Below are 21,406 nucleotides of genomic sequence, written 5' to 3'. Positions count from 1 at the left end.
ACGCACTTCTCGCCCTCTCGACCTAAACTGCAAGATGTCAGTTGAGCTTCTGGGCCGTTTCCAGGTAGGCCCCCCGGAAGGCTTGCAGGTCGTCCGGCGGCAGAATCTGCTCTATCTCCTGGCGCTGCTCGTCCGTCAGGTCGGTGTACTGCTCCAGTTGGGTGGCGTAGCGCTGCACGTCCTTGAAGAACTTGATGAACTGCACCTTCTCGGTGTCGCCCCGCAGGTTGTGCACCTGGTCGGGGGTGGGGGGCAGGTCGTGGAGTTCCATGAACCGGGTGACCTTCTCCACCGCCTTTTGGAGCTTCACGATGACCGCGGGGGCCTCTTCCACCAGCCAGATTTCACGGCTGCGCTCGGCGTCGCCGCCGCTGGAGAACATGGCGATGGCCTCGTCCACGGCCTCTTGCTGGCCCCGGAAGTCCAGAATGTTGCCGTAGGGTTTGGTGGCGTTCAGGATGCGGTTGGTGCGGGACAGAGCCTGAATCAGCCCGTGGTGCCGCAGGTTCTTGTCCACGTACAGGGTGTTCAGGTACTTGGAATCGAAGCCCGTGAGCAGCATGTCCACCACGATCACGAGGTCGAGCTTCTGGGCCGGCGGCACGTCGCGGGCGGGCCACTGCTGGGCCTTGATGCGCCCCTGCACGTCCTGGGCGTAGGCGTCAAACTCACCGACACTGTGGTTGGTGCCGTAGCGGGCGTTGTAGTCCCCGATGATTCTTTCCAGCGCCTGCTTCTTCGCCTCGGGGTTGACCTGGTTGTCCTGCCTTTCCTGCGCGAGGTCTTCCCCGATCTGCCTGGCTTCAGCACTGACGTAGGCGGGCGGCGAGAACACAGCGGTAATGTTCAGCGGCCGGAAGTCGGGGTCTTCAAGTTGCCGCTCAGCCTGCACCTGCGCGAACAGGTCGTAATACTCGATGGCGTCGTCAATCGAGGCGGTCGCCAGCAGGGCATTGAACCGGCGCCCGGCGGTGGCCGCGTCGTGCTTCTGCAAAATCTTGGCGACCACGGCGGACTTGGGCGGCGGGCCGGCCCGGTCCTGTCCGGCGTCCTCGCCTTCGGGCTTGTAGTAGTCCACATGGAACTTCAGGACGTTGCCGTCCTCGATGGCGTGGTTGATGGTGTAGGCGTGCAGCTGGCGCTGGAAGATGTCCTCGGTGGTCTGGTAGCTCGCCTCTTTCCCCCTCACCTGCACGCTGCGGGCGTTCTCGTCGAAGATGGGCGTGCCGGTAAAGCCGAACAGCTGCGAGTTGGGGAAAAAGCCCTTGATGGCCTGGTGGTTCTCGCCGAACTGCGAGCGGTGGCACTCGTCGAAGATGAACACCACGCGCTTGTCCCTGAGCGGGTCCAGCTGGCCCTGATACTCGGCCTTGCCGCCGCCACTCAGCGCCAGGCCCAGCTTCTGGATGGTCGTCACGATAACCTTGTCGGCCTTATCGGCCGAAAGCAGGCGGCGCACCAACTTGCCGGTGTTGGCGTTCTCCTCCACGCTGCCCGGCTGAAAGCGGTTGAACTCCTCACGGGTCTGGCGGTCGAGGTCCTTGCGGTCCACCACGAAGACGCACTTGTCGATCCCGTCATTGTCCTTGAGCAGGGTGGACGCCTTGAACGAGGTCAGGGTCTTGCCGCTGCCGGTGGTGTGCCAGATGTAGCCGTTGCCCGCGCCCTGGGCAATGCTGTCCACGATGGCCTTCACCGCGTAGATCTGGTAGGGCCGCATCATCATCAGCCGCCCCTCGGTTTCCAGCAGCACCATGTAGCGGCTGATGGTCTCGGCCAGGGTGCATTTCGCCAGGAAGTGGTCGGCGAAATGGTTCAGGTCGGTGATCTTCTTGTTGTCCTGGTCGGCCCACTGGTACAGCGGCAGGTAGCGCTCGTCGGCATTGAAACTGAAGTGCGCCGGGCGGTTGTTGGCGAAGTAGTGGGTGCTGCCGCCGTTGCTGATCACGAACAGCTGCACGAAGCCCAGCAGGGAAGTGCCGTAGCCGTTGCCGGGGTCATTCTTGTAGTCCACGATCTGCCGCATGGCGACCTGCGGGGACACGTCGCGCTTTTTCAGTTCGATCTGCACGACCGGGACGCCGCTCATCAGCAGCAGCACGTCGTAGCGGTGGTGGCTGCTGTGGGTGTTCATCCGCAGCTGGTTGACCACCTCGAAGGTGTTCTTGCACCAGTCCCGGACATTGACCAGCGTGTAATCCAGCGGAGTGCCGTCGTCGCGGAACAGGGTGTGCCGCCCGCGCAGGGTCTTGGACGCCTCGAAGGTGTCGGGCGTGGTGACCTGCTCCAGCAGCCGGGCAAACTCGCCGTCGGTCAGGGTGACGCGGTTGAGGTCGTCGAACTTCTGCCGGAAATTGCCTTCCAGCGCGGCGCGGGTCCGGATGTCCGGGCGGTAGCTGTATTTGAGGTCCTGCAACTTGGCGACGAACTGGGTTTCGAGTTCTGCTTCGGTCATGGAGTCTTCCTGGGGAGAGGCAGCGGCACCCGGCCCGCTTGAAGGGGCCGGGGAAGCACGTCAGTGATTGGAGGCAGGTTTGACCGCGACCCGCACGGCCCGGCGGTCCTTGTGCCGGGGCGTGAACACGATGGTCACGTCGTAGTCCAGTGCGTCGGCCTGTTGCGTGATGGTCGAGAGCTGGGGGTTGAGGCTCGGGCGCTCGATCTGCGAGAGCCGCCCCTTGCTGAGTCCCCGCCGCGCCAGCACCTCGGGCGTCTCCAGGCCGGATTCCACCCGGACGGCGTGCAGGCCCTCTCCCACCGTCTCGGCGGTCAGGGCCTCTAAATAGGTCGCCCCCACATCTTCGCTCTCGGTCAGCAACCCCTCGGGCAGGTGTTCGGCGGGCGTCACGGTCCCGTCCTCATTCAGCAGGGCGGCCAGGCGGGCAGCGCGGGCTTTGGCACGGTCGGTCATGGCGTCAGAACTCCTTTCTTCACAGCTTCGGCGATATCCACGAGTTCGTCGAGCAGATCTTCGTCGGCCTCCGCTCCCGGCAGCTTGTACTCGGCCCCGGTCAGCAGCGGGCGACCGTCTCGCAGCCACAGGAAGTAGACCCGTGCTCCGCCGCGCTGCCCGCCCCGCGTGGTGGGCTTGAATTCCCAGGCGCCGGGCAGGTACTTCAGGGGCTTGGCGTAGCGGCTGTGGCGGCCCTCGCCCCGCAAGTCGCGGCACATCCGGATGCACCCGGCCACCGCCTCCCGGTGTCCGGCCCGGTTCATCGCCAGCAGTGTTTCGATGATCCGGGGATGCCGCGCCGCCAGCCTGCGGGGATGACGGGTATAGACCAGGGCGGGCACGGGTTTAGTTTAACCTAAACCACCTTGGGAGAGGGCGACATTGCCCTCTGCGTTGTTGAGAAGGATGCTCGGCCGCCTGTCTCCACGCCGAAGACCAGTGCTGGAAGGAGGGCTGGTCCCCACCCCGTTCGTCTTGCTTCCGCGTGGCCCGTGGGAGGCGGCAGAGGAGCAACGCCGCAAACAGCGCGAGCAACGGGCCGAGGCGCGCCGTCGTGAGGAGGGAGCACGTCCGCGCCCCGGGTGGCTGGCGGAAGAATGACGAGGGACCGGGGCCAGCCGACTCTCTGTAGTCTTGAAGCAGGCCGGAGACAGGAGACCCCATGAAACGGAAACTCAGTGAGTTGATGGAACAGGTCCTGAGCACCCCGGAGACCGCACGGGCCGTGCACGAGGTGGCCATGAGCGACGGCAGGAGAACGGTCACGCTGCCCGGTGGGCGCCGGGTCGTCCTGTTCACCGCGCGGGGAGGCCGAGGGCTCAAGTTCACGCCGGAAGCCCGCCAGCGCCGTATCCGGCAGGGTGGGGAGCCCTGAGGGCGCGATGACAGAGCCCACATCTCTTCCTGTCATTTCCACCTGGGACCTGTTTCCAGACCTTGAACGGCGCCCCCGCCTGCTGCTGGGCATCGACCCGGAATGGCTGGCGCGTGGCGTGCGCCCATCTCCCTCCCGCACCTGGCATCACCTCCGTCACCAGGCGGGCGGCATTCACTGCGACCAGGTGGAACTCCTCGCCACTGAACTCGTCCTCAGGCCAGAACGGGAAACCGGGCTACTGGAACTCGCCGACCGGTTCGGGGACACCAACCTCAGCGGCTGGGGCATCACCATCGACGATCTGGTGCGGTATCGGGACGCGCTGCGGGGCCTTCTCGGTGTGGACTGCGCCTTGAGCTATCGGGAGTTCCGCGAGGCGGTCTACCCCATCGATGTGACGCCCGAGCACCTTCGTCACTTGGCCGTGGACGAACTGCCAAGGCGGCTCGACGATCTGCTGGAGGTCGATGAGCGCTTCACCTTGGCCCTGGGCATGCTCAACCGCTGGCGGCTGTGGGTGATCAGCGAGAACTCGGATTGATCCAGCCCACCTTCAGAACCCAGCAACGTTCGCCAGGATGCCGATCACCCGGCCAACGTCCCCATCACGGTAGGCCTGCCGGGGGGTGCGGTGGTGCAACTCCAGATTGGGCCGGTCCATCCATGCCTGGGCCACATGGACGTCGCCTGCAACAGCGGCCGCCATGCGCTCGATAGCTTCCTCACTCGTGTGACCGTCTGCTGGATCGAAGTACACCGGGAGGCCGTCGTACTCGTACCGCTGGGGGTCCCTAAAGTACTGAACACGGATGGTCGGCGTCCTCGGCTGAGTCTCTGGTTCTGGTTTCAGTTGTGACATGAGGTCCCCTTGGAAGGAGAAGCGTTCAGGTCGTGGAGCTCTTCCGGGCGGCGACCACGACGCTGAACGCACTCAGACTGCACAGGAAGATGGCTACCACGGCCGCCCAGGTGAAGCCCAGCATCAGCAGGCCCTGTCCCAGCCCTGCGAGGACTGCTCCCCACACCGCACGGGTCTGGGCTTCTTTCAGTCCCTCCTCCTGAAGGCTCCGCGCCACGAGCAGAAGGGCCACCACCGTCAGGCTCAGCGACAGAGCAAGCATGGGATTATTGTGTCAGTCACCCGATGGGCGATCGTGAGTCATCACAAGAGACCGTTGGCAAAGTGGCCGGGGCCACCCACAGTCTGCGTAGCCCAGCAGGGGTTTGCTGATGAGCTGAACAGTCGGGTGGCGAACCCCTCTCTTGACATGCGTGCCCACATTGTGGGATGACTGAGGAAGGAGCCGAAACCTTTACAGGTCAAGCTCCGGGGTTTGGCAGCACCCGGGACCATACCGCCGTGCTGACCGCCCACAACCGCGCGGTTGTTGATAGAGGGCCGCTGGGGAACCCAGCGTCTACTCGACGGAGGGGCTGCTGGGAGACCGGCCTGGCCCCTCCGTCTTTGCTCTCGTTCTGGGCGGTTTCCGCAATGTGGAGCGGTTTGACCTTGTTTCGGGTCTTGAACAACCCCTTCTGCAACGCCACCCCTATAGGGTCCAGTCTTCGATCTTCAGGTCCGGCACCCGTGCGAACTCGCAGGTGTTGTTGGTCACGAGGATCAGGCCGTGGGCGACCGCCGTGGCCGCGATCTGAAAGTCCAGGGGACCGATGGGCTGCCCGGCCTTCTCCAGCTCGGCCCGAATGCGCCCGTAGGCGTCCGCGACCTGCGAATCGAAAGGGACCACCACCAGTTGCGAGGCGAAGTCCAGCACGGCGGCGAGGTTGTGCTCGATCCGTGCACTCTTATAGACCCCGTGCAGCAGCTCCGCTTCGGTCACGGCGCTCAGCCCCACTTCACCCGGTCGTAGCCCGGCGAACCGCTCCCGGACGGCCGTGGGTTTGTTCTTGATGATGAAGATGCAGATGGTGGTGTCGAGGAGGTAACGGAGGGTCAAAACGCTTCCTGCTCCTGGGCCTCGCCCTGCTGACGCCCTTCGGGCAGAAAATCATCGCCGATCCTCGCCAGGGCATCGAAGGCGGAGGCGAGCGTAGCCTCCCGGCGGATGGGCCTCAGGATCAGCAGATCACCGTGGCGGGTGATCTCGACTTCACTGACATCCAGCCGCATCTCGCGGGGGAGGCGGACGGCCTGGGAGTTGCCACTCTGGAACACCTTGGCTGTGGTCATGGTCTGCCTCCGTATCTACCGAAGAGTATATACCATCCGTGCTTCCCTCTCCATAAAGGTTCTTGAACGCACATTTGTGGACCTTTATACTGACACAACCCATGAAAGCCATCGCCTACTACCGGGTCTCCCGTCAGAAACAGGCCGCTTCGGGTCTGGGACTGGAAGCCCAGCAGGCGAACGTGGCCGCCTTCGCCAGAGCCAGGGGCTACGAGGTCACCGCCTCCTTCACCGAGATCGAGACCGGCACCAACAAGCGTCAGCGTCCCGAACTCGCCAGTGCCCTCGAACAGGCCCGGCGAGAAGGCGCCGAACTCCTGATCGCCAAGCTCGACCGCCTCGCCCGCAACGTCCACTTCGTCTCGGGCCTGATGGAAAGCCGGGTGCGCTTCACCGCTGTGGATATGCCCGAGGTGGATTCGCTGACGGTGCACATCCTGGCCGCAGTCGCGGAGAAGGAAGCCAAGATGATCTCCACCCGGACCAAGGACGCCCTGACCGCGGCCAAAGCGAGAGGGGTCAAGCTGGGCAATCCACAGAACCTGACGCTGGAGGCGAGGCGGCGGGGAGCGCAGGCCCGGCGTACCACTGCCGTCGAGAGCTACCGGCTGGTCAGCGGCTATGTGCAGGTCTTGCGGGCTCAGGGCCTGACCTTGCAGCAGATCGCGGACCGGTTGAANTACCGGCTGGTCAGCGGCTATGTGCAGGTCTTGCGGGCTCAGGGCCTGACCTTGCAGCAGATCGCGGACCGGTTGAATACGGAAGGCCACCGGACCGTGACCGGCAAGCTCTGGCGACCCACGCAGGTGCGAAATGTACTGCGGCGCGTGCAAAGAGAAGCCGGTGTGCTGTGAACGCCCCTCCGGGGGAGCGCTCACGGCGCTGGCTTGAAGCGCGCTGCACCTCCAGTCACCTGAACGGCCCAAACGCCGGAGAGAGGTGGTGCGGGAGGGACGGGGACACACCCCTCCCCCTGAGTTCGCCAACAGGTTTGCTTTCCCGATGGAACCCTGACATGGAGCAGATCAAATTGTGCCCCACGTCGTTAGAGTAATCCGCTGTTCCTGCTCTCAGGTCACCCCCGATCCTGCGCAACTGGACCGCGGGTGACCTGGGATCGCTGGCCCTGTGTACGGGCGTCATCCTGCACTTCCTGGCGGCCCACCCGGACTGGCAGGACCGGCTGCGCGGCGGGGTAGCGCCCGGGGAGATCAACCTGATCCTGGACGAGATCCTGCGGATCGACGATCCCTTCGTCTCCAGGCAGAAGAACCCCGCGCCTCGTGCGATCATTCTCCATCCTGCTCCGCGAAATTCACTCGCTCTGCTCGGCCAAGAAGAAATTCCCTTTTTGACCCATGCTCTCAGGTCCGTTACTCCTGCCCCCCACGCCCAGGCAACGGCGCAGGTCGACGGGGGGCATGGCCGGGGTCCGGGCGTCCTCCCCGGCGCGGTACGGCACCAGATCGGCCAGGGTGCGGCCCCTCAACTGGGATTCGACGTGCGCTATGGCGTCGTCGAGGTGCTGGTGCAGCGGGCAGAGTGCCCAGTCGTCGCCGCACAGCCCCAGCGGACAGCGGCGGATGCGGGCGAGCGGCTCGGTCGCGTTCACGATGTCGAGAATGGTGGTCTCTGCCGCCGACCGCCGGAGCCGGTAGCCCCCGCTGACCCCACGAACCGACGTGACCACCCCGGCGCTCACAAGCATCTGGAGCACCTTGGACAGGTAGCCGCTCGGGACCCTGGTCCGCTCGGCCATGTCGGCCTTTACCAGCAGCCCGTCACCGTGGTGGGCCAGCAAGACGGCCGCCCGCAGCGCGTATTCGGTGGTTTGCGAAAACGTATCCCCTCACCTCCCGGCCCCTGGGGTCGCCAACTTTTGAAATTTAACCTTGACATCCACTTTAGAGGGGCCTAGGCTCAGTTCGCGTAGCCGAGACTACAGGCTCTGACGGCCAGGACTGTCGCTCCCGACCCTGTTTTTCCCGGGCGCCGCGTAACCTTCGCAGGCTGGGCCGTTCTCAGCCGACCCACCTGATCTGGCCGGGCGCTTCCCCTGAGCAGGAAAGAGGTAAGGATGAGAAACAACATCGCTATTTTCGCCGTGACGTTCCTGATGGCGCTGGGAGGCGGCCTGCTGGTCTTCGGGCGGGACGACACCCCGGAAGCCAGCCCGGTCGCCTCCGAGGCGACCACCGCGCAGTCCCCGGCCAGCCCGGGCGCCCCCGACGCGGGCGAGCACGCCGAGACCGTGCAGGACATGGCGCAGGAAGCGGCTCCGGCGGTGGGCGCCTCGGAGGGCAGCGGGGCCGCTTCCCCCGCCCAGACCGGCGCGAACACCGAGATCTTCGCCGCCAAGGGATGCGTCGGCTGCCACTCGGTCAACGCGCTGGACGTGAGCGGCGGATCGACCGGCCCGGACCTGTCGCAGGCGTTCGTCAACGTGCCGGACAAGCACGGCAAGGAGCTCGGGGACTTTCTCAAGGAACCGACCTCCGCCGTGATGTCCAGCGTGATCAGCGCCTCGCCCCTGAGCGACGAGGAGCGGGAAACCATCGTGAACGCGCTCAGGGTCGCGTCCGAGCAGTAGCCCTTTCCGAGCCCGCCCAGAAGAACTGAGGGACTAGATATGTTGAATAAAGTGCTGACCGCGCTGCTGGGACTCACCAGCGGCCTGCTGGTGGCGACGGTTTTCTTTGCCGACATCGGGAAGCAGGACGACGGAGCCTCCACCCTCCAGAGCGTGGCCGAGAAGGTGTACGTGCCCCAGGGGCAGAAGGACGAGTATTACCTGCTGTCCTCGGGGGGCCACTCGGGGCAACTCTTTGTGTACGGGGTGCCCTCGATGCGCAAGATTCGCACGGTGCCGGTCTTCTCGGTGGACGCGGCGACCGGGTACGGCTTCGACAAGCACTCCAAGGAGATGCTGGGCGGCTACACCTGGGGCGACTTCCACCACCCCGCCGTGTCCGAGACCGCAGGCGACTACGACGGGGAATTCCTGTTCGCCAACGACGTGGCGAACAACCGCATCGCGGCGGTGGACCTGACCTACTTCCACACCGCCGACATCCTGAAGCTGCCCAACATGGGCGGGCCGCATGCCGGGGTGTTCGTGACCCAGAACACCGAGTACATCGCGCTGCCCACCCGTTTCGCGCGGCCCGTCAGCGACGAGTACGCCGCGCTCGACCGCTACGACGAGGCTTACAAGGGCATCGTGTCGATGGTGCAGTTCGACCGGGAGGAGCGGAAATTCAACCTCGCGTACCAGATCGTGCTGCCGCCCTGGTCCTACGACCTGTCCGACGCGGGCAAGAAGGTCTCCGGCGACTGGATCGTGATGACGACCTACAACACCGAGTTCGCCACCAGCAACCAGGAGATCAACGCGTCGCAGAAGGACCGCGACTATCTGGTCCTGATCAACTGGCGCAAGCTGGCCGACCAGGTGGCGACGGGCGACGTGCCGGAAGTCGATGGGGTCAAGATGGTCGACCCGCGCGACGTGGAGGGCTCAATCTTCGCCGTCCCCACGCCCAAGTCGCCCCACGGGGTGGACGTGACCCCGGACGGCACGCGTTTTATCGCCGCCGGGAAACTCGCGCCGCTGATGACGGTCTTCTCGTTCCAGAAAGCCTTCAACGCCATCGAGCAGGGAAAATTCGCGGGCGAGGAATTCGGCATCCCGGTGATCGCCTACGAGGACGTGCTGGAGCGCGAAGTCGATCCCCCCGGGGCGCTGGGGCCGCTGCACACCCAGTTCGACGACCGGGGCAACGCCTTCAACACCATGTTCATCTCCTCCGAGGTCGTGAAGTGGAACATCGACACCGGGCAGGTCCTCGACCGCAAGCCGGTGTTCTACTCGCCCGGACACGCCACCTCGTCCGAGGGGGACACGGTGGCGCCCGACGGCAAGTACCTGATCGCGGGGAATAAGATCGCCAAGGATTCCTTCCTGTCGGTCGGGCCGTCGCACCCGGAATCCGCCGACCTGTTCGACATCTCCGGGGACACCATGCAGCATCTGGTGTCGGTGCCGGTCGATCCCGAGCCGCACTACTCGCAGATGATCAAGGCCGATAAGATCAAGACCGAGGTCGTCTATGCCAAGGACGAGAACCGGCCCAACTCGGTCTGGGCCTCCAAGGACGCCCGCGTCGAGCGCAAGGGCAACGAGGTGCATGTCTACGGCATCGCCATGCGCTCGAAGTACATCTTCGACGCGGAAGCCGAGCGCCCCGACGCCCTCACGGTCAAGCAGGGGGACCGGGTGGTTTTCCATCTGACCAACATCGACCTCGACCAGGACATCACCCACGGCTTCGGAATCATGGACTACGACCTGAACATGGAAGTCCAGCCCGGCCAGACCAACACGCTGGAATTCGTGGCGGACAAGTCCGGCGTTTTCCCGATCTACTGCACCAACTTCTGCTCGGCCCTGCACCAGGAGATGAGCGGCTACCTGCTGGTCGAACCGCAGTAGCCCGGGCTGGGGATTCCGGGGGAGTCAGTTCTCTCCCGCGTCCCCGGCCTCTCTGCCGGTGACCTGAACCGGAGGTTCCACCTTGAAACGGGCCACCCCCAAACGGGACTTACCCCCCATCTCCATGTTCAGCCTGCTGCTCGCGGCGGCGCTGCTGATCGGCTCCCTCTTTCTCCCGTGGTGGTCGATGAAGTTCTACGCGCCCCAGTATCCCGAGGGGCTGAACATCATCGTCTACCCCACCGGGCTGGCCGGTGAGATCGAGATCGTCAACGGACTGAACCATTACATCGGGATGGCGCCCTTCAGTGAGGCGAGCTTTCCAGAGTTCAGGGTCATCCCTTACCTGGTGATCGGACTGGCCCTGCTGCTGGTGGTCGCGGCCTTTGTGCGAAGCCGCAAGCTGCTGGGCGGCGTGCTGGTGCTGTTTCTCGTGGGCGGTGTGGTGGGCCTGCTGGACATGGCCCGCTGGCTACGGCAGTTCGGCACCAACCTCGACCCCACCGCGCCCATCGACCTCGAACCCTTCGTGCCGCCGATCCTGGGCAAGAACACCATCGCCAACTTCACGACCTACAGCATGTTTTCCTGGGGGGCGCTGCTGCTGCTGGCAGTCATCGGGCTGATGGCCTTCGCCCTCTGGAATAAACAGGCCAGAACCGGGCAACCCCGGCCCAGACCCGCAGTGGCCCACCCCGCCCCGGTCAAGGACGGGCAGGCGAGATGAGGTGGACGGTCAACACGGCGGCGCTGCTCCTGCTGCTGGCGGTCCCCTGGGCGCAGGCCCAGACCCAGGAGCGCCAGACCCCGGCACAGCCGCCCAACGAACTCCAGGCCCTGATCGACGCCGCCGCGCCGGGCTCGGTCCTGCGGCTGGAACCCCGGACGTACCCGGGCAATGTCCTGATCGAGAAGCCGCTGCGGATCGTCGGGCGTCCGGGCACGACCTTGCAGGGGGACCGCACGGCCACCGTGGTGAGCATCCGCGCCGACGACGTGACGCTCGATACCCTGAGGATCACCGGGAGCGGCAAGGACCGCAGTTCCTACGAGGAACACGCGGGAGTGCGCGTCCGGGGGAAAAATGCGGTTCTCAGCAAGCTGGAGTTGAGCGACAACTACCACGGCATCTTCCTGAACGCCAGCCAGGGCACGACCATCAAGGACTGCACCATCGTGGGCGAGCTGGGCAAGACGCTGGGCGCACGCGGCAACGGCATCAACATCATCCGCGCCCACGGCAACCACATCCTGAACAACTCCATCGCCCGGACCCGCGACGGCATCGGGTTCGAGTACGCCGACGACAACGAGATTCACGGCAACCACATCACCCAGACCCGCTACGGCCTGCACTACATGTATTCCAACCGCAATACCTTCACGGGCAACGACTTCTCGGGGAACGTCGGCGGGGCGGCCATCATGCTCTCCGAGCACATCACGCTAAAGGGCAACAAGTTCTCCTTCAACCAAGGCTCGCGGGCCTTCGGCGTGATTATCCAGGCGGGGCGCGACATCGAGGTCCTGGAAAACGAGTTTCACCTCAACCAGCGCGGGCTCTTTCTGGAGCAGTCCACCAACAACCGCATCGAGAAGAACAGCTTCTTCCGCAACCAGATCGGGGTGGAGCTGTGGTCGAACTCCACGGCCCACGTCTTCAAGGAGAACGTGTTCAGCCGCAACAACACCGACGCGGTGCTGGTCGGCGGCCAGGGCAGCAACGCCTGGTTCGAGAACGGGGTCGGCAACTACTGGAACAGGCCGGTCCTCGACCTCGACCAGAACGGCGTGGGCGACGTGCCGCTCTCCTACGAGTCCGCGCTGGGCAACCTGATCCGGCAAAACGAGCTCGCCTACCTGTTCATCTCCAGCCCGGCCATCCAGATCTACGAGATGACCAGCCAGCTCTTCTCGGGTGGAGAGTCGGCCATCACCGACCAGTTCCCGCTGCTGGAACAGCCCACCTCACGCGCCTGGATCTGGCCTGCCCTGCTGCTCGCGGCGGGCCTGCCGCTGCTGACCCTGGCCCTGCGAAAGAGACGGTGACTATGCACTACGTATGGAAGGAAGCCCTGGAGCAGACGCGCGGCAGGGGCCTGTGGCTGGGCCTGGGGCTGGTGACGCTGATCTCCCTTTTCCTGGTTGCGGAGGCCCGGGGCTACCCCTCGGACCTGGGCTTCGAGGCGCTCCTGATGGGGCTGTTCGACATGAACGTCTATCTGCTGCCCCTCCTGGCAATGTTCCTGTCCTCGTTCTCGGTCTATCAGGAGCGCGAACTCAAGACCCTGCTGATCTTGCTGACCCGGCGGGAGTCGAATTTCTCCTTTCTGTACAGGAAGTCGCTGGCACTCCAGCTCATCATCATCCTGGCCTTCGTCTCGCTGTACCTGCTGCTGGCGCTGCCCATGAAATTCAGCCTGCTGTTTCGCCCGGACAGCTTCCTAGCCTTTTTGCTGATCCTGGCGGCGTTCCTGCTGATCTTCGTGCAGATCGGTGTCTTTCTAGGCAGCGTCTGCCGCAACAAAATGCAATTGATCGGCGCGAATATCGTGACCTGGTTCGTGCTGGTCTTCCTGCTGGATCTGGCCTATATGTATTTTCTGCCGCTGGTCGATTACGGCAACGTGCAGATCTTCTCGTGGCTTTACTTTCTCAATCCGCTGCACGCACTGCGCATGACACTGGAAAATCAACTCGGCCTCTTCACCATGACGGGTCTGTCGCGCATGATGCAGGGTTTGGTCTTCCTTCCGCCCGTCGCCTTTACCGTCATCAACGTCGTGCTGTGGCCACTGGTGTTTTTTGGCCTCGCGCTGGCGGCCCGTCAGGGAGCCCAGCATGATTAAAACCCGGACGGGCGACAAGGAGCGGGGCGACGTAATTGTGGCCCAGGCGGCTCCCCGGGCCGTTGCGGCGCAGCGGTCCATGATCGAGATCCGGGGGCTGTCGCAGTCCTACGGGCCGCACAGGGTCCTCGACGCGGTGAACCTCGAAGTCGCGCCGTTCGAGAGATGTGCCCTGGTGGGCCGCAACGGGGCGGGCAAATCCACCCTGATCCACACCATGCTGGGGCTGATGCCCGCCCGGCGGGGCCAGATTCACCTGCACGGCATCTCCACCCGCAAGAACGGCTGGAAACGCTACGTGTCCTACCTGCCGGAAAAGTTCCACCTGTACCAGAACCTGACCGGCTACGAGAACCTCACTTTCTTCAATGCGCTGACGGCGGGGGCGCTGGACGAGGCCCGCGCGGAAGAGGTGCTGCGGGCCGTCTCGCTGTGGGAGGTGCGCCACACGGTGGTCAACACCTACTCCAAGGGCATGTTGCAACGTCTGGGGCTGGCGCTGATGCTGTATTTCGACACCGAGATCATCATTCTCGACGAGCCGACCAGCGGCCTAGACCCCATCGGCCGCGAGGAGATTCTGACCATCATCCGCAACCTCACGGACAAGACCATCCTGATGGCCTCGCACCACTTCGACGAGATCCGCCGGGTCTGCACCCACGTCGCCATGCTGGAGGACGGCAAGGTCACTAAGTATTCCATCGATGAGTTCAGCACCCTTTACTTCTCTGGAGACTCCGCATGAAAAGAAGTCTGCTGCTGAGCGCGACCTGTGCCCTGCTCCTCGCCGGGTGCGGGGGCGGCGAGGAGGCCCAGGTGACCGTCCATCAGGCCCCGGTGTTCCTGCGCGGCGACCCCGCGCCGTTCGAGATCCGGCTGGCCCAGGGGGACGAGCCCCTGACCGACTATCAGGTCACCGCGACCTTCACGATGGAGAAGATGGACCACGGCGAGATGATCTATGAGCTGACCGAGCGCGGCGAGGGAATCTACGGCGCCCCGGTGGCGGTGCCGATGCAGGGGGAATGGGTCATCGACATTGACGCCGAGAAGGATGGGCGCACCATCGACCGGACCCTGACCGCCGACGTGCGGGGGGGGTAAGCGTGCGGGCCTGGAGAACAGGAACTGTGGCCCGGCGGTGGACACTCACCTGCTTGGCTCTGTTGCTGGCGGCGTGCGCTCCAGAACAGCCCGGCAGCGAGCAGGCGGTGGGGGCTGCCCAGCCCGCGCGAGAGGCGGCGACCAACCCCGCGAAGCCCTACGCGGTCAGGATCGAGGACCGCGCCTTCTCGGCCACCGATCTGGCCTTTTACGGCCTGATGCAGCAGCTCGACCTGCGGCGGCGGGGCGTGAGTGGAGCCGAGCTGGCCGCCCAGCATAAGAGGCTGACCAATGTCAACGTCCGCCTCAACCACCTGATCGAGCTGTACGCCATGAGCCTGCTGGCCACCGAGAAGGGCCACACCGTCCCAGACAACGTCCTGAGTGCCAGACGCGCCGAGTTCGCCCGGATGGTCGCGGCCCGCCCCGACATGCAGGCGCTGATCCGGGACTTCGGTGAGGAGAAGGTGGAAAGCCGCTTGCCCGACTATCTGCGGCAACAGGCCCTGCGCCAGCGCATCATCGACGATCTACTGGCGACGCAGCGGCGGAAAACCCCGGGCCTGAGCGCCCGTGAACTCGACTACACCGTCGCGCGGGCCTACGACGACCTGTATCAGGACCACATCGGGGACCTGACCGTCGACATCAACACCGCTGGACTGGAGTCCTCGGGAGCGGCCACCTCCACCCCGTCGCCCGACCCGGCGACCCGCGCTCCTGCCTTGAGCATTCGGGACGCCTCGGGCCGGAGTGTCGCGGCGCCCCAGCCCACGGCCGGGCGGCCCCTGCTGGTGAACTTCTGGGCGACTTGGTGCGCGCCGTGCCGCGAGGAATTGCCGCTGCTGCTCGAAGCCCATGAGTCCGGCCAGTACCAGGTCCTGGCCGTCAATCTGGGAGAGTCCCCAGCGACCGTCGGGCGTTACCTGGACCGGGAGCGGCTGACCTCGCTGCCGGTGGTCTACAGCCACGTCAGGCAGCTTCCCGGCTGGAATATTCCGGGCCTGCCGACCACCTCTCTGATCGGTGAGGGCTGGGTCCAGCGCGGACAGCGCTTCGGGCCTCTGCGGAACACTGATCCCTGGCTCCAGAAGGCCCCCTGATCAACATCCGGGACGCCACGCTTCCCGTATAACCGTTCAGGAGGAGAGCCCATGACCGACCCCTTGGCCCCGCGAGGTTGGCAGCGCGACGCCTGGATCGACACACTGCACCGGCGCCTGGAGGCCCTGGTCACGTCCCTTAAGCAGCAGCCCGGCGCCCTTGCCCTGCTCGGCCTCGGCTCCACCGGCCTGCACGGCGACCGCATGGACGAGTACTCCGATCTGGACTTCTTCGTCATCGTGCAGGAGGATGCGCAGGAGGACCTGTTGCGCTCCACCGACTGGGTCCGCGCGGCGGCACCGGTCGTCTACGACTTCGAGAACAGCCCGCACGGGCGCAAGGTGCTGTTCCAGGACGGAGTGTTCGCGGAGTACGCCGTGTTCACCGAGCGTGAACTTGGTGCGGTCGCCGAGCCCTCCATGCGCGTGATCTGGTCACGTGACCCGGCCCGCGACTGGAGTGAGGTGCGGGCGGGACCGGTCCCCCGCAGTTGGGGGCACGACCGGGAAGACTTCCACCTGAACGAGGCGCTGACCAACCTGTACGTCGGCCTGCTGCGTGACCGACGCGGGGAACGCCTGAGCGCCCTGCGCTTCATCCAGGTGTATGCGGTGGACCGGGTGCTGGCGATGCAGGCGCTGTGGGAGGCGCCGGGAACGACGCGCGATCCATTCGGGGTGGAGCGGCGGGCCGAGGAGTGGGCGGGGGAGATGCCGCTGGCGTCGTTCTGCCCCGGGTACGAGCACAATGTTGTGGCGGCGCGGGCGCTGCTGGAGTGGTTGGTGACGCACGGGACGCCGTCGCCGGTGATGGTGGAGGCCGTGCAGGCCCTTCTGACTGAACCGGATACGGGCGGGTAGTGGACCGGCCCTCCGGCAGCCAGCGGCGCAGGGGTGTTGCGCCCGGCGGTCGGAACTGGTCCGGAAGACCGGCGATCTGACTCGACGCTCCGGCGTTAGAGAAGGGTTTCGCGGCGAGACAGTGGTTGCGATGAACATGGCGCTTCCGCATTGCGAAACCCGTCCGCGAGTGTCATTACAGGTAGTTGTACAGCGTTTCCCGGCTGATGCCGAGTTCCCGCGCCAGGGCGGCTTTCTTTTCCCCCGCTTGGACGCGCGCGCGGAGGTCCTCGACCTGAGCGGGTGTGAGCGACTTCTTGCGGCCTCGGTAGACTCCTTTCTTCTTGGCGGCCTCGATCCCCTCGCGTTGACGCTCGCGCAGCAGTTGCCGCTCGAATTCGGCAAAAGCCCCCATGACGGACAGCAGCAACCGCGCCATCGCGGAGTCTTCTCCGGTGAAGGTCAGCGCTTCCTTGACGAACTCGACGCGAACGCCGCGCTGGGTCAGGCTTGTGACGAGCTGGCGCAGGTCGTCGAGGTTGCGTGCGAGGCGGTCAAGGGAGTGGATGACGACGGTGTCGCCTTCGCGCGCGAAGTCCAGCAGGGCCTGAAGCTGGGGCCGGTGGACGTCTTTCCCGCTGATTTTGTCGATGAAGGTCTTGTCGAGCTGCACGCCTTCGAGTTGGCGGTCGGTGTTGGGGTCGCACTAGAGTTGGAGCAGAATTTCCCGCTAAGCCAAGGCTCAAGCTCGTATTGAGCGATACAGTCCACGGTCCTGCGCCCGCGAAGTTGCCACACTCGAGTCATGACCCCTCAACCAGCTCCGCTCTCCATCGGACAACTGGCCACCGAGACCGGTGAACGGGTCAAGACCTTGCGCTACTGGACCGACCTCGGCCTTCTCCAGCATGAACGCAAAGAGAGCGGCTACCGGATGTACACCGCAGACAGCGCGGAACGCGTGCAGTTCATCCGTTCTGCCCAGCGCGTTGGATTCACCCTCGGTGACATTGCCCGCATCCTCAGCCTCCGCGCGGAGGGTCAGAAGCCCTGCACGGATGTCCGTGACGAGTTGCAAGTGCATCTCCAGGCCGTCCGTCAGCAGCTTGCCCAGCTTCAGGCGTTGGAAGCTGAACTCGCTGGGCGGCTCGCGTACGCTCAAGCTCACCCCGATCCCGAGTGTGATACCCCAGGCTGTGTGTACCTGAACCTGCCTTCCCCTTGACTCTCCCCCTGAGGGGAGACTTTACCCTTGGTCATGGAAGACACGTGCTGCGTTCCCAACGCCCAGGGGCAGGACGTCACGTCCTGCCCGGTCAGTGCCACCCGCGGAAAGGGCGTGCCACTGATCACCCTCAAGGCCCTCCTGACTCCACCCGCCCTGGCCAGGCTGGAGCCAGAGGACGCCTTCCGATTCTGCCCGGACCCCACCTGTGACGTGGTGTACTTCAGCCCCACCCAGACCTACCGCACGGGAGACCTCAAGGCGCCCGTCTTCCAGAAGGATCAGGCTCCAGAGGTCCCGGTCTGCTACTGCTTCGGACACCACCGGGCCGATCTCACCCAGGCGGCCGTCTCAGGCACAGCCCGTGCTCTGGAGACTTCCATCCGCGCTCATGTCCAGGCGGGGCGCTGCGGCTGTGAGGTGAACAACCCGCAGGGAAATTGCTGCCTGGGAAATGTGGTGACCTTCCTGCGGACCCTGGACAGCCAGGAACAGGTCTGACGCACGACGACGCCGTGGTGATCAGGCTGCTGCTCCTGGCCAGCGTTCTCCCACAGCGTTGCCGTTCCTGAAGTTCACAGAGGCTTCAGTGGCGCTGGCGCCGCCAGCGCCTCAGCTCGGCATCCGCAGTGCTGTCACTCACCTCGGCGTACCGCAAGGTCGTCTGGATGTGCTGGTGACCCAGCCGCTTGCGGATGGTCGCCAGACTCACGCCCCCGTTGACCAGTTCCGTCGCATGGCTGTGCCGGAGCTGATGAAGCGTGCAGGCCATATCTGCACGCCCGGCGTACCCCTGCCAGCGTTCCTGCACGCTCTGGTAGCGCAGGGGTCCCCCGCGACCGTTCTTAGTCGCCTGGAACAGCGGCCCGTGCGTGTACCCCAGTGTTCTCAGGTAACGCCGCAGGGCACTCACCAGCCTGGGATCATCCAGCAGCACTGTCCGCTTCCGACTTCCTTTCCCAAGCACAGTCAGGTGTTCATCCCCTCGCGTCAGGTCGAGGTCCTCCACATGCACCCCCAGTGCCTCCCCGATTCGCAGCCCCGTCTCGAAGACTAGGCGGAACAGCAGGGCGTCGCGCGTCTGTTCCGGGGGAATGACAGCGAAGATGCGCTCGATGTCTTCCCGCCTCAGCCCTCGTGGATGAGGGGGCGGCAGGCGGGGATGTTCCAGGTGAAGGGTGGGATCGCGGTCCAGCAGATGATGTTGCAGCGCCCAGCGGCAGAAGCGTTCCAGTGTCGTCTGCTTCCGGCTGCGCGTTGCGGACGCCCAGTGTGGATGAACCGTGAAGTAGACCTCCAGAGCTTCTCTCTCCAGACCGTGCCCCGTTTCCCGCAACCAGTCGGTCAGGTGGCGCAGGTCCGCGCGGTAGGCGCGGACCGTCTGGGGGCTCCGGTGCAACTCGGCCAAAAACCGTTCCGCTTGGCTGTTCAGGGTGGTCGCGTCCACATCCCCCTCCGTTCCTGCGATAAGTGTAAAACGAGGGGCGTGATGCAGGAGAGCTGGAGCACTTGTTTCTCAGGGGTAACAAGGAAGGATGCTGTGATAAAGACTATTCCAGCAGGAATGACGGCCGGTCCGGCGCCAAGGCCGCGGCCTTGATTCCCCGCCCGCTCACCCCCGCGCAACGCGAGCAGTTCACCCGCTTCCCCGTCCTCGACGAGCGCACCCTCGCCCGTTACTACCTGCTGGACGAGGGCGACCTGCGGTTGGTCTGGCAGAGGCGGCGCGACTTCAACAAGCTCGGGTACGCGGTGCAACTGACCGTGCTGCGCCACCTGGGGCGGGGCCTGCGCCCGGGGGAGCGGCCACCCGATGAAGTGCTGATCTCGCTCGCCGAGCAACTGCGCGTCGATGCCGCCTGTTACGACGCCTACGCCTCACGCGACACCACCCGCCGGGAGCACTTCGCCGAGTTGTGCCAGCACCTGGGCTACGTGGAGCTGTCCGGGCCGCTGAACCGCGAATTGCGGGATTGGCTGATGCCCACCGTCGTCGTCACCGACCAGCCCTTTCCCCTGGTCGGGACCCTGCTGGACGAGCTTCACCGACGGCGCATCCTCACGCCGCGTCTCTCTGTGCTGGAACGGCTGGTGAACGCGGCCCGCGTCCGCGCGGACCAGCACTGCCACGGTCTGCTCAACCTGCCGCTCAAGGGAGGCCTCGCCGAACGTGTGGACGCCCTGCTCACGCCGCAGGGTGACGAGCCGTTCTCCCGGCTGGCCTGGCTGGGACGGCCTGTTGGCTCCCCCAAGCCCAAGCACCTCCTGGCCCTGCTCGACAAGCTGGCCTTTGTTCGCACGTTCCCTGTGCAGAGCAATCTGCGGGCCTTCTTGCCGCAGAGCCGCCTGGAGCACCTGGCTGAGGAAGCCAGACGGGTCAGTGCGTCTCACCTCGCCGCCTACGAGGCCGGGCGGCGACGCGCCACCCTGATGGCGCGGCTGTTCGACCTCTCCGAGACCTTGACGGACGACGTGCTCGACTTGCACGACCGCGTGATGATGTCGCTGCTGCGGGAGGGGGAACGGCACGCGGCGGAGGCGTTCGGGCAGCGGCGGCCCTCCGTGGTCGAGCAACTGGACACGTACCAGTCGGTGTGTGCCGCCCTGATCGCTGCCCGCGAGCAGCAGGCCGATCCTTACCAAGCGGTCGAGGCCGTCGTGTCCTGGGACCAGCTTGTCGCCACGGTCCGCGAGGGGCGGGAGACGGTGGTTGCCGAGGACCTCGATCCTCTGCACCATGTGGTGCGGGCGTACCCGAAGGTCCGGGCCTACGCGCCCCGGCTCTTGTCCGCGTTCACCTTCCGGGCCGGGGGGACGGCGGCAGCGCTGGTGGAGGCAGTGAGACTCCTCCGGGAGATGTACGCCTCGAACAAGCGAACCCTGCCCGAACACCTGCCGCTGGGCTTCGTGCGTCAGCGGTGGAACGCGCATGTCTTTCGGGGCGGTGAGGTGGACCGCAAGGCTTACGAGTTGTGCGTGCTCGACGAGTTGCGGCTGGCCCTGCGCTCGGGAGACGTGTGGGTGGAGGGCAGCCGCAAGTACAGGGACCTCGATGCCTACCTCTTGCCCCAGAACGTTTGGAAACGGCGCCTCCAGGACCTCGCCCTCGACCTGCCCGAGACCTTCGAGGCGTTCTGGGGCGCAACCGAGCCGAAGTTGACCGGGCAACTGCGGGAGGTCGAAGACCTCCTTTCCAGAGGGGCACTCTCCTCGGTGAGTCTGCTGAGCGGCAGGCTCAGGGTGGGCAAGGTGGTGAAGGCCGTGCCGGACGAGGTGGAGCCCCTGCAACGCACCCTCGCTACCCGGCTCCCCCGGGTGAAGATTACCGACCTCCTGTTGGAGGTGAACGCTTGGTGCCGCTTCACCGGGGCTTTTTTGGACCTGCGCGACGGGAAGGGCGTCGAGCGCCATGACCACCTGCTCACCGCACTCCTGGCCGATGGGCTCAACCTGGGTTTGACCAAGATGGCCGAGGCCTCGCCCGACCCCAGCGTGACGGCAAGGCGCCTGATGTACCTGTCCGATTGGTTCGTCCGCCCGGATTCCTACGCGGCGGGTCTCGCCCAGCTCGTCAACTTCCAGTCGAGGTTGCCCCTGGCGGCCCTCTGGGGGGACGGCACGACGAGCAGTTCCGACGGGCAACGGTTTCCCACCGGGGGGCATGGGAAGGCCGCCGGGCATCTCAACGCGAAGTACGGGCGCGAACCCGGCGTGCTGTTCTACACCCACGTCAGCGACCAGTACGCGCCTTTCCACACGAAGGTCATCA

At 65.3% G+C, this 21,406-nt stretch carries 24 protein-coding genes and 1 pseudogene (1 of these 25 only partly in view); 15 read left to right on the top strand and 10 right to left on the bottom strand.

The annotated features are described in order from the left end of the window. Window positions 1–37: 37 nt before the first annotated feature. Genes QOL99_RS02695 through QOL99_RS02685 form a run of 3 tightly spaced genes read right to left on the bottom strand, consistent with a single transcriptional unit; the run spans window position 38 to window position 3,294 of the window. Window positions 38–2,455, bottom strand: coding sequence for a type I restriction endonuclease subunit R (locus QOL99_RS02695; protein WP_285521073.1), 2,418 nt, complete (start codon window positions 2,453–2,455; stop codon window positions 38–40). 60 nt (window positions 2,456–2,515) lie between these two features. Then, window positions 2,516–2,911 carry a helix-turn-helix domain-containing protein gene (locus QOL99_RS02690; RefSeq protein WP_285521072.1) on the bottom strand — a complete coding sequence of 132 codons (396 nt, stop codon included), beginning with the start codon at window positions 2,909–2,911 and terminating at the stop codon, window positions 2,516–2,518. Further along, the gene (locus tag QOL99_RS02685; protein WP_285521071.1) at window positions 2,908–3,294 is read right to left on the bottom strand and encodes a hypothetical protein; all 387 of its coding nucleotides are present in this window, start codon (window positions 3,292–3,294) and stop codon (window positions 2,908–2,910) included. Before QOL99_RS02685 ends, QOL99_RS02690 begins: the two co-directional genes overlap by 4 nt. Before the next feature lie 320 nt (window positions 3,295–3,614). Between QOL99_RS02685 and QOL99_RS02680 the strand changes: the two genes are divergently transcribed. Both QOL99_RS02680 and QOL99_RS02675 read left to right on the top strand, forming a co-directional pair. After that, complete coding sequence (locus QOL99_RS02680) at window positions 3,615–3,827, top strand: hypothetical protein (protein WP_285521070.1); 213 nt, start codon at window positions 3,615–3,617, stop codon at window positions 3,825–3,827. A gap of 7 nt (window positions 3,828–3,834) precedes the next feature. Beyond that, window positions 3,835–4,371, top strand: coding sequence for a hypothetical protein (locus QOL99_RS02675; protein ID WP_285521069.1), 537 nt, complete (start codon window positions 3,835–3,837; stop codon window positions 4,369–4,371). A 12-nt stretch (window positions 4,372–4,383) separates the two neighbouring features. Here the strand turns inward: QOL99_RS02675 and QOL99_RS02670 are convergent, their stop codons facing one another. The 4 genes from QOL99_RS02670 to QOL99_RS02655 all read right to left on the bottom strand — a co-directional run bounded on the left by QOL99_RS02670 (window position 4,384) and on the right by QOL99_RS02655 (window position 6,021). After that, window positions 4,384–4,689 (bottom strand): DUF2384 domain-containing protein, encoded by a 306-nt coding sequence (locus tag QOL99_RS02670; RefSeq protein ID WP_285521068.1) that lies wholly within the window; start codon window positions 4,687–4,689, stop codon window positions 4,384–4,386. A 25-nt stretch (window positions 4,690–4,714) separates the two neighbouring features. Continuing rightward, window positions 4,715–4,951: a hypothetical protein gene (locus QOL99_RS02665; RefSeq protein WP_285521067.1), complete on the bottom strand. Its 237-nt coding sequence runs from the start codon at window positions 4,949–4,951 to the stop codon at window positions 4,715–4,717. Window positions 4,952–5,380: 429 nt separating this feature from the next. Next, window positions 5,381–5,788 carry a type II toxin-antitoxin system tRNA(fMet)-specific endonuclease VapC gene (gene vapC, locus QOL99_RS02660; protein WP_285521066.1) on the bottom strand — a complete coding sequence of 136 codons (408 nt, stop codon included), beginning with the start codon at window positions 5,786–5,788 and terminating at the stop codon, window positions 5,381–5,383. After that, window positions 5,785–6,021 (bottom strand): antitoxin, encoded by a 237-nt coding sequence (locus tag QOL99_RS02655; protein ID WP_285521065.1) that lies wholly within the window; start codon window positions 6,019–6,021, stop codon window positions 5,785–5,787. The genes vapC and QOL99_RS02655 overlap by 4 nt, the downstream gene beginning before the upstream one ends. 101 nt (window positions 6,022–6,122) lie before the next feature. Here QOL99_RS02655 and QOL99_RS02650 point away from each other — a divergent pair, with 101 nt between their 5' ends. Further along, a complete protein-coding gene (locus QOL99_RS02650; protein ID WP_285521064.1) occupies window positions 6,123–6,875 on the top strand; it encodes a recombinase family protein in 753 nt (250 codons plus the stop codon). 461 nt (window positions 6,876–7,336) lie between these two features. Here QOL99_RS02650 and QOL99_RS02645 read toward each other — a convergent pair. Then, a pseudogene (locus QOL99_RS02645) lies at window positions 7,337–7,849 on the bottom strand (RrF2 family transcriptional regulator); the annotation flags it as partial. Between the two features lie 249 nt (window positions 7,850–8,098). Here QOL99_RS02645 and QOL99_RS02640 point away from each other — a divergent pair. The 9 genes from QOL99_RS02640 (at window position 8,099) to QOL99_RS02600 (ending at window position 16,433) form a co-directional block, all read left to right on the top strand. Continuing rightward, window positions 8,099–8,611 (top strand): hypothetical protein, encoded by a 513-nt coding sequence (locus QOL99_RS02640; RefSeq protein WP_285521063.1) that lies wholly within the window; start codon window positions 8,099–8,101, stop codon window positions 8,609–8,611. 39 nt (window positions 8,612–8,650) lie between these two features. Next, complete coding sequence (gene nosZ, locus QOL99_RS02635) at window positions 8,651–10,513, top strand: Sec-dependent nitrous-oxide reductase (RefSeq protein ID WP_285521062.1); 1,863 nt, start codon at window positions 8,651–8,653, stop codon at window positions 10,511–10,513. A 124-nt stretch (window positions 10,514–10,637) separates the two neighbouring features. Continuing rightward, entirely contained in the window at window positions 10,638–11,240 is a 603-nt protein-coding gene (locus QOL99_RS02630; RefSeq protein ID WP_285521061.1) for a hypothetical protein, read from the top strand. Then, complete coding sequence (gene nosD / locus QOL99_RS02625; protein ID WP_285521060.1) at window positions 11,237–12,562, top strand: nitrous oxide reductase family maturation protein NosD; 1,326 nt, start codon at window positions 11,237–11,239, stop codon at window positions 12,560–12,562. The genes QOL99_RS02630 and nosD overlap by 4 nt, the downstream gene beginning before the upstream one ends. Window positions 12,563–12,564: 2 nt before the next feature. Next, window positions 12,565–13,362 (top strand): ABC transporter permease subunit, encoded by a 798-nt coding sequence (locus tag QOL99_RS02620; protein ID WP_285521059.1) that lies wholly within the window; start codon window positions 12,565–12,567, stop codon window positions 13,360–13,362. Next, window positions 13,355–14,110: an ABC transporter ATP-binding protein gene (locus QOL99_RS02615; protein ID WP_285521058.1), complete on the top strand. Its 756-nt coding sequence runs from the start codon at window positions 13,355–13,357 to the stop codon at window positions 14,108–14,110. The genes QOL99_RS02620 and QOL99_RS02615 overlap by 8 nt, the downstream gene beginning before the upstream one ends. After that, a complete protein-coding gene (locus QOL99_RS02610; RefSeq protein ID WP_285521057.1) occupies window positions 14,107–14,469 on the top strand; it encodes a FixH family protein in 363 nt (120 codons plus the stop codon). Before QOL99_RS02615 ends, QOL99_RS02610 begins: the two co-directional genes overlap by 4 nt. Window positions 14,470–14,522: 53 nt before the next feature. Then, window positions 14,523–15,572 (top strand): TlpA family protein disulfide reductase, encoded by a 1,050-nt coding sequence (locus QOL99_RS02605; RefSeq protein WP_285521056.1) that lies wholly within the window; start codon window positions 14,523–14,525, stop codon window positions 15,570–15,572. Between the two features lie 51 nt (window positions 15,573–15,623). After that, a complete protein-coding gene (locus QOL99_RS02600) occupies window positions 15,624–16,433 on the top strand; it encodes a hypothetical protein (protein WP_285521055.1) in 810 nt (269 codons plus the stop codon). A 175-nt stretch (window positions 16,434–16,608) separates the two neighbouring features. Here the strand turns inward: QOL99_RS02600 and QOL99_RS02595 are convergent, their stop codons facing one another. Beyond that, window positions 16,609–17,085, bottom strand: coding sequence for a recombinase family protein (locus QOL99_RS02595; protein ID WP_456318840.1), 477 nt, complete (start codon window positions 17,083–17,085; stop codon window positions 16,609–16,611). Window positions 17,086–17,217: 132 nt separating this feature from the next. On the opposite strand from QOL99_RS02595, the gene QOL99_RS02590 reads away from it, so the two are divergent. Beyond that, on the top strand, window positions 17,218–17,637 hold the full coding sequence (locus QOL99_RS02590) for a heavy metal-responsive transcriptional regulator (protein WP_092265607.1): 420 nt from the start codon (window positions 17,218–17,220) through the stop codon (window positions 17,635–17,637). Between the two features lie 33 nt (window positions 17,638–17,670). Next, window positions 17,671–18,138: a putative iron-sulfur cluster-binding metallochaperone gene (locus QOL99_RS02585; protein ID WP_268094680.1), complete on the top strand. Its 468-nt coding sequence runs from the start codon at window positions 17,671–17,673 to the stop codon at window positions 18,136–18,138. Between the two features lie 85 nt (window positions 18,139–18,223). Here the strand turns inward: QOL99_RS02585 and QOL99_RS02580 are convergent, their stop codons facing one another. Beyond that, window positions 18,224–19,084, bottom strand: a complete 861-nt coding sequence (locus QOL99_RS02580) for a tyrosine-type recombinase/integrase (RefSeq protein ID WP_285521054.1) — start codon at window positions 19,082–19,084, stop codon at window positions 18,224–18,226. 62 nt (window positions 19,085–19,146) lie between these two features. On the opposite strand from QOL99_RS02580, the gene QOL99_RS02575 reads away from it, so the two are divergent. Beyond that, on the top strand, window positions 19,147–21,406 hold the 5' portion of the coding sequence (locus QOL99_RS02575) for a Tn3 family transposase (protein WP_407650136.1). Its footprint extends 782 nt past the window's final position; the window shows 2,260 of its 3,042 coding nt (coding positions 1–2,260); the start codon lies at window positions 19,147–19,149; its stop codon lies beyond the right edge, outside the window.

Source organism: Deinococcus rhizophilus (genome assembly GCF_030271215.1).
Lineage (GTDB): Bacteria > Deinococcota > Deinococci > Deinococcales > Deinococcaceae > Deinococcus > Deinococcus rhizophilus.
Note: the sequence above shows the minus strand (reverse complement) of the source record. Positions and strands in the feature narration are given on the sequence as shown.

Bases quoted from the DNA above. Each gene is read 5' to 3' on its own strand.
- QOL99_RS02655 (WP_285521065.1), bottom strand. From the start codon at position 6,021: ATGACCACAGCCAAGGTGTTCCAGAGTGGCAACTCCCAGGCCGTCCGC.
- nosZ (WP_285521062.1), top strand. From the start codon at position 8,651: ATGTTGAATAAAGTGCTGACCGCGCTGCTGGGACTCACCAGCGGCCTG.
- QOL99_RS02680 (WP_285521070.1), top strand. From the start codon at position 3,615: ATGAAACGGAAACTCAGTGAGTTGATGGAACAGGTCCTGAGCACCCCG.
- QOL99_RS02695 (WP_285521073.1), bottom strand. From the start codon at position 2,455: ATGACCGAAGCAGAACTCGAAACCCAGTTCGTCGCCAAGTTGCAGGAC.
- QOL99_RS02670 (WP_285521068.1), bottom strand. From the start codon at position 4,689: ATGTCACAACTGAAACCAGAACCAGAGACTCAGCCGAGGACGCCGACC.
- QOL99_RS02675 (WP_285521069.1), top strand. From the start codon at position 3,835: ATGACAGAGCCCACATCTCTTCCTGTCATTTCCACCTGGGACCTGTTT.
- QOL99_RS02615 (WP_285521058.1), top strand. From the start codon at position 13,355: ATGATTAAAACCCGGACGGGCGACAAGGAGCGGGGCGACGTAATTGTG.
- QOL99_RS02610 (WP_285521057.1), top strand. From the start codon at position 14,107: ATGAAAAGAAGTCTGCTGCTGAGCGCGACCTGTGCCCTGCTCCTCGCC.
- QOL99_RS02585 (WP_268094680.1), top strand. From the start codon at position 17,671: ATGGAAGACACGTGCTGCGTTCCCAACGCCCAGGGGCAGGACGTCACG.
- QOL99_RS02630 (WP_285521061.1), top strand. From the start codon at position 10,638: ATGTTCAGCCTGCTGCTCGCGGCGGCGCTGCTGATCGGCTCCCTCTTT.
- QOL99_RS02620 (WP_285521059.1), top strand. From the start codon at position 12,565: ATGCACTACGTATGGAAGGAAGCCCTGGAGCAGACGCGCGGCAGGGGC.
- nosD (WP_285521060.1), top strand. From the start codon at position 11,237: ATGAGGTGGACGGTCAACACGGCGGCGCTGCTCCTGCTGCTGGCGGTC.
- QOL99_RS02640 (WP_285521063.1), top strand. From the start codon at position 8,099: ATGAGAAACAACATCGCTATTTTCGCCGTGACGTTCCTGATGGCGCTG.
- QOL99_RS02590 (WP_092265607.1), top strand. From the start codon at position 17,218: ATGACCCCTCAACCAGCTCCGCTCTCCATCGGACAACTGGCCACCGAG.
- QOL99_RS02600 (WP_285521055.1), top strand. From the start codon at position 15,624: ATGACCGACCCCTTGGCCCCGCGAGGTTGGCAGCGCGACGCCTGGATC.
- QOL99_RS02690 (WP_285521072.1), bottom strand. From the start codon at position 2,911: ATGACCGACCGTGCCAAAGCCCGCGCTGCCCGCCTGGCCGCCCTGCTG.
- QOL99_RS02665 (WP_285521067.1), bottom strand. From the start codon at position 4,951: ATGCTTGCTCTGTCGCTGAGCCTGACGGTGGTGGCCCTTCTGCTCGTG.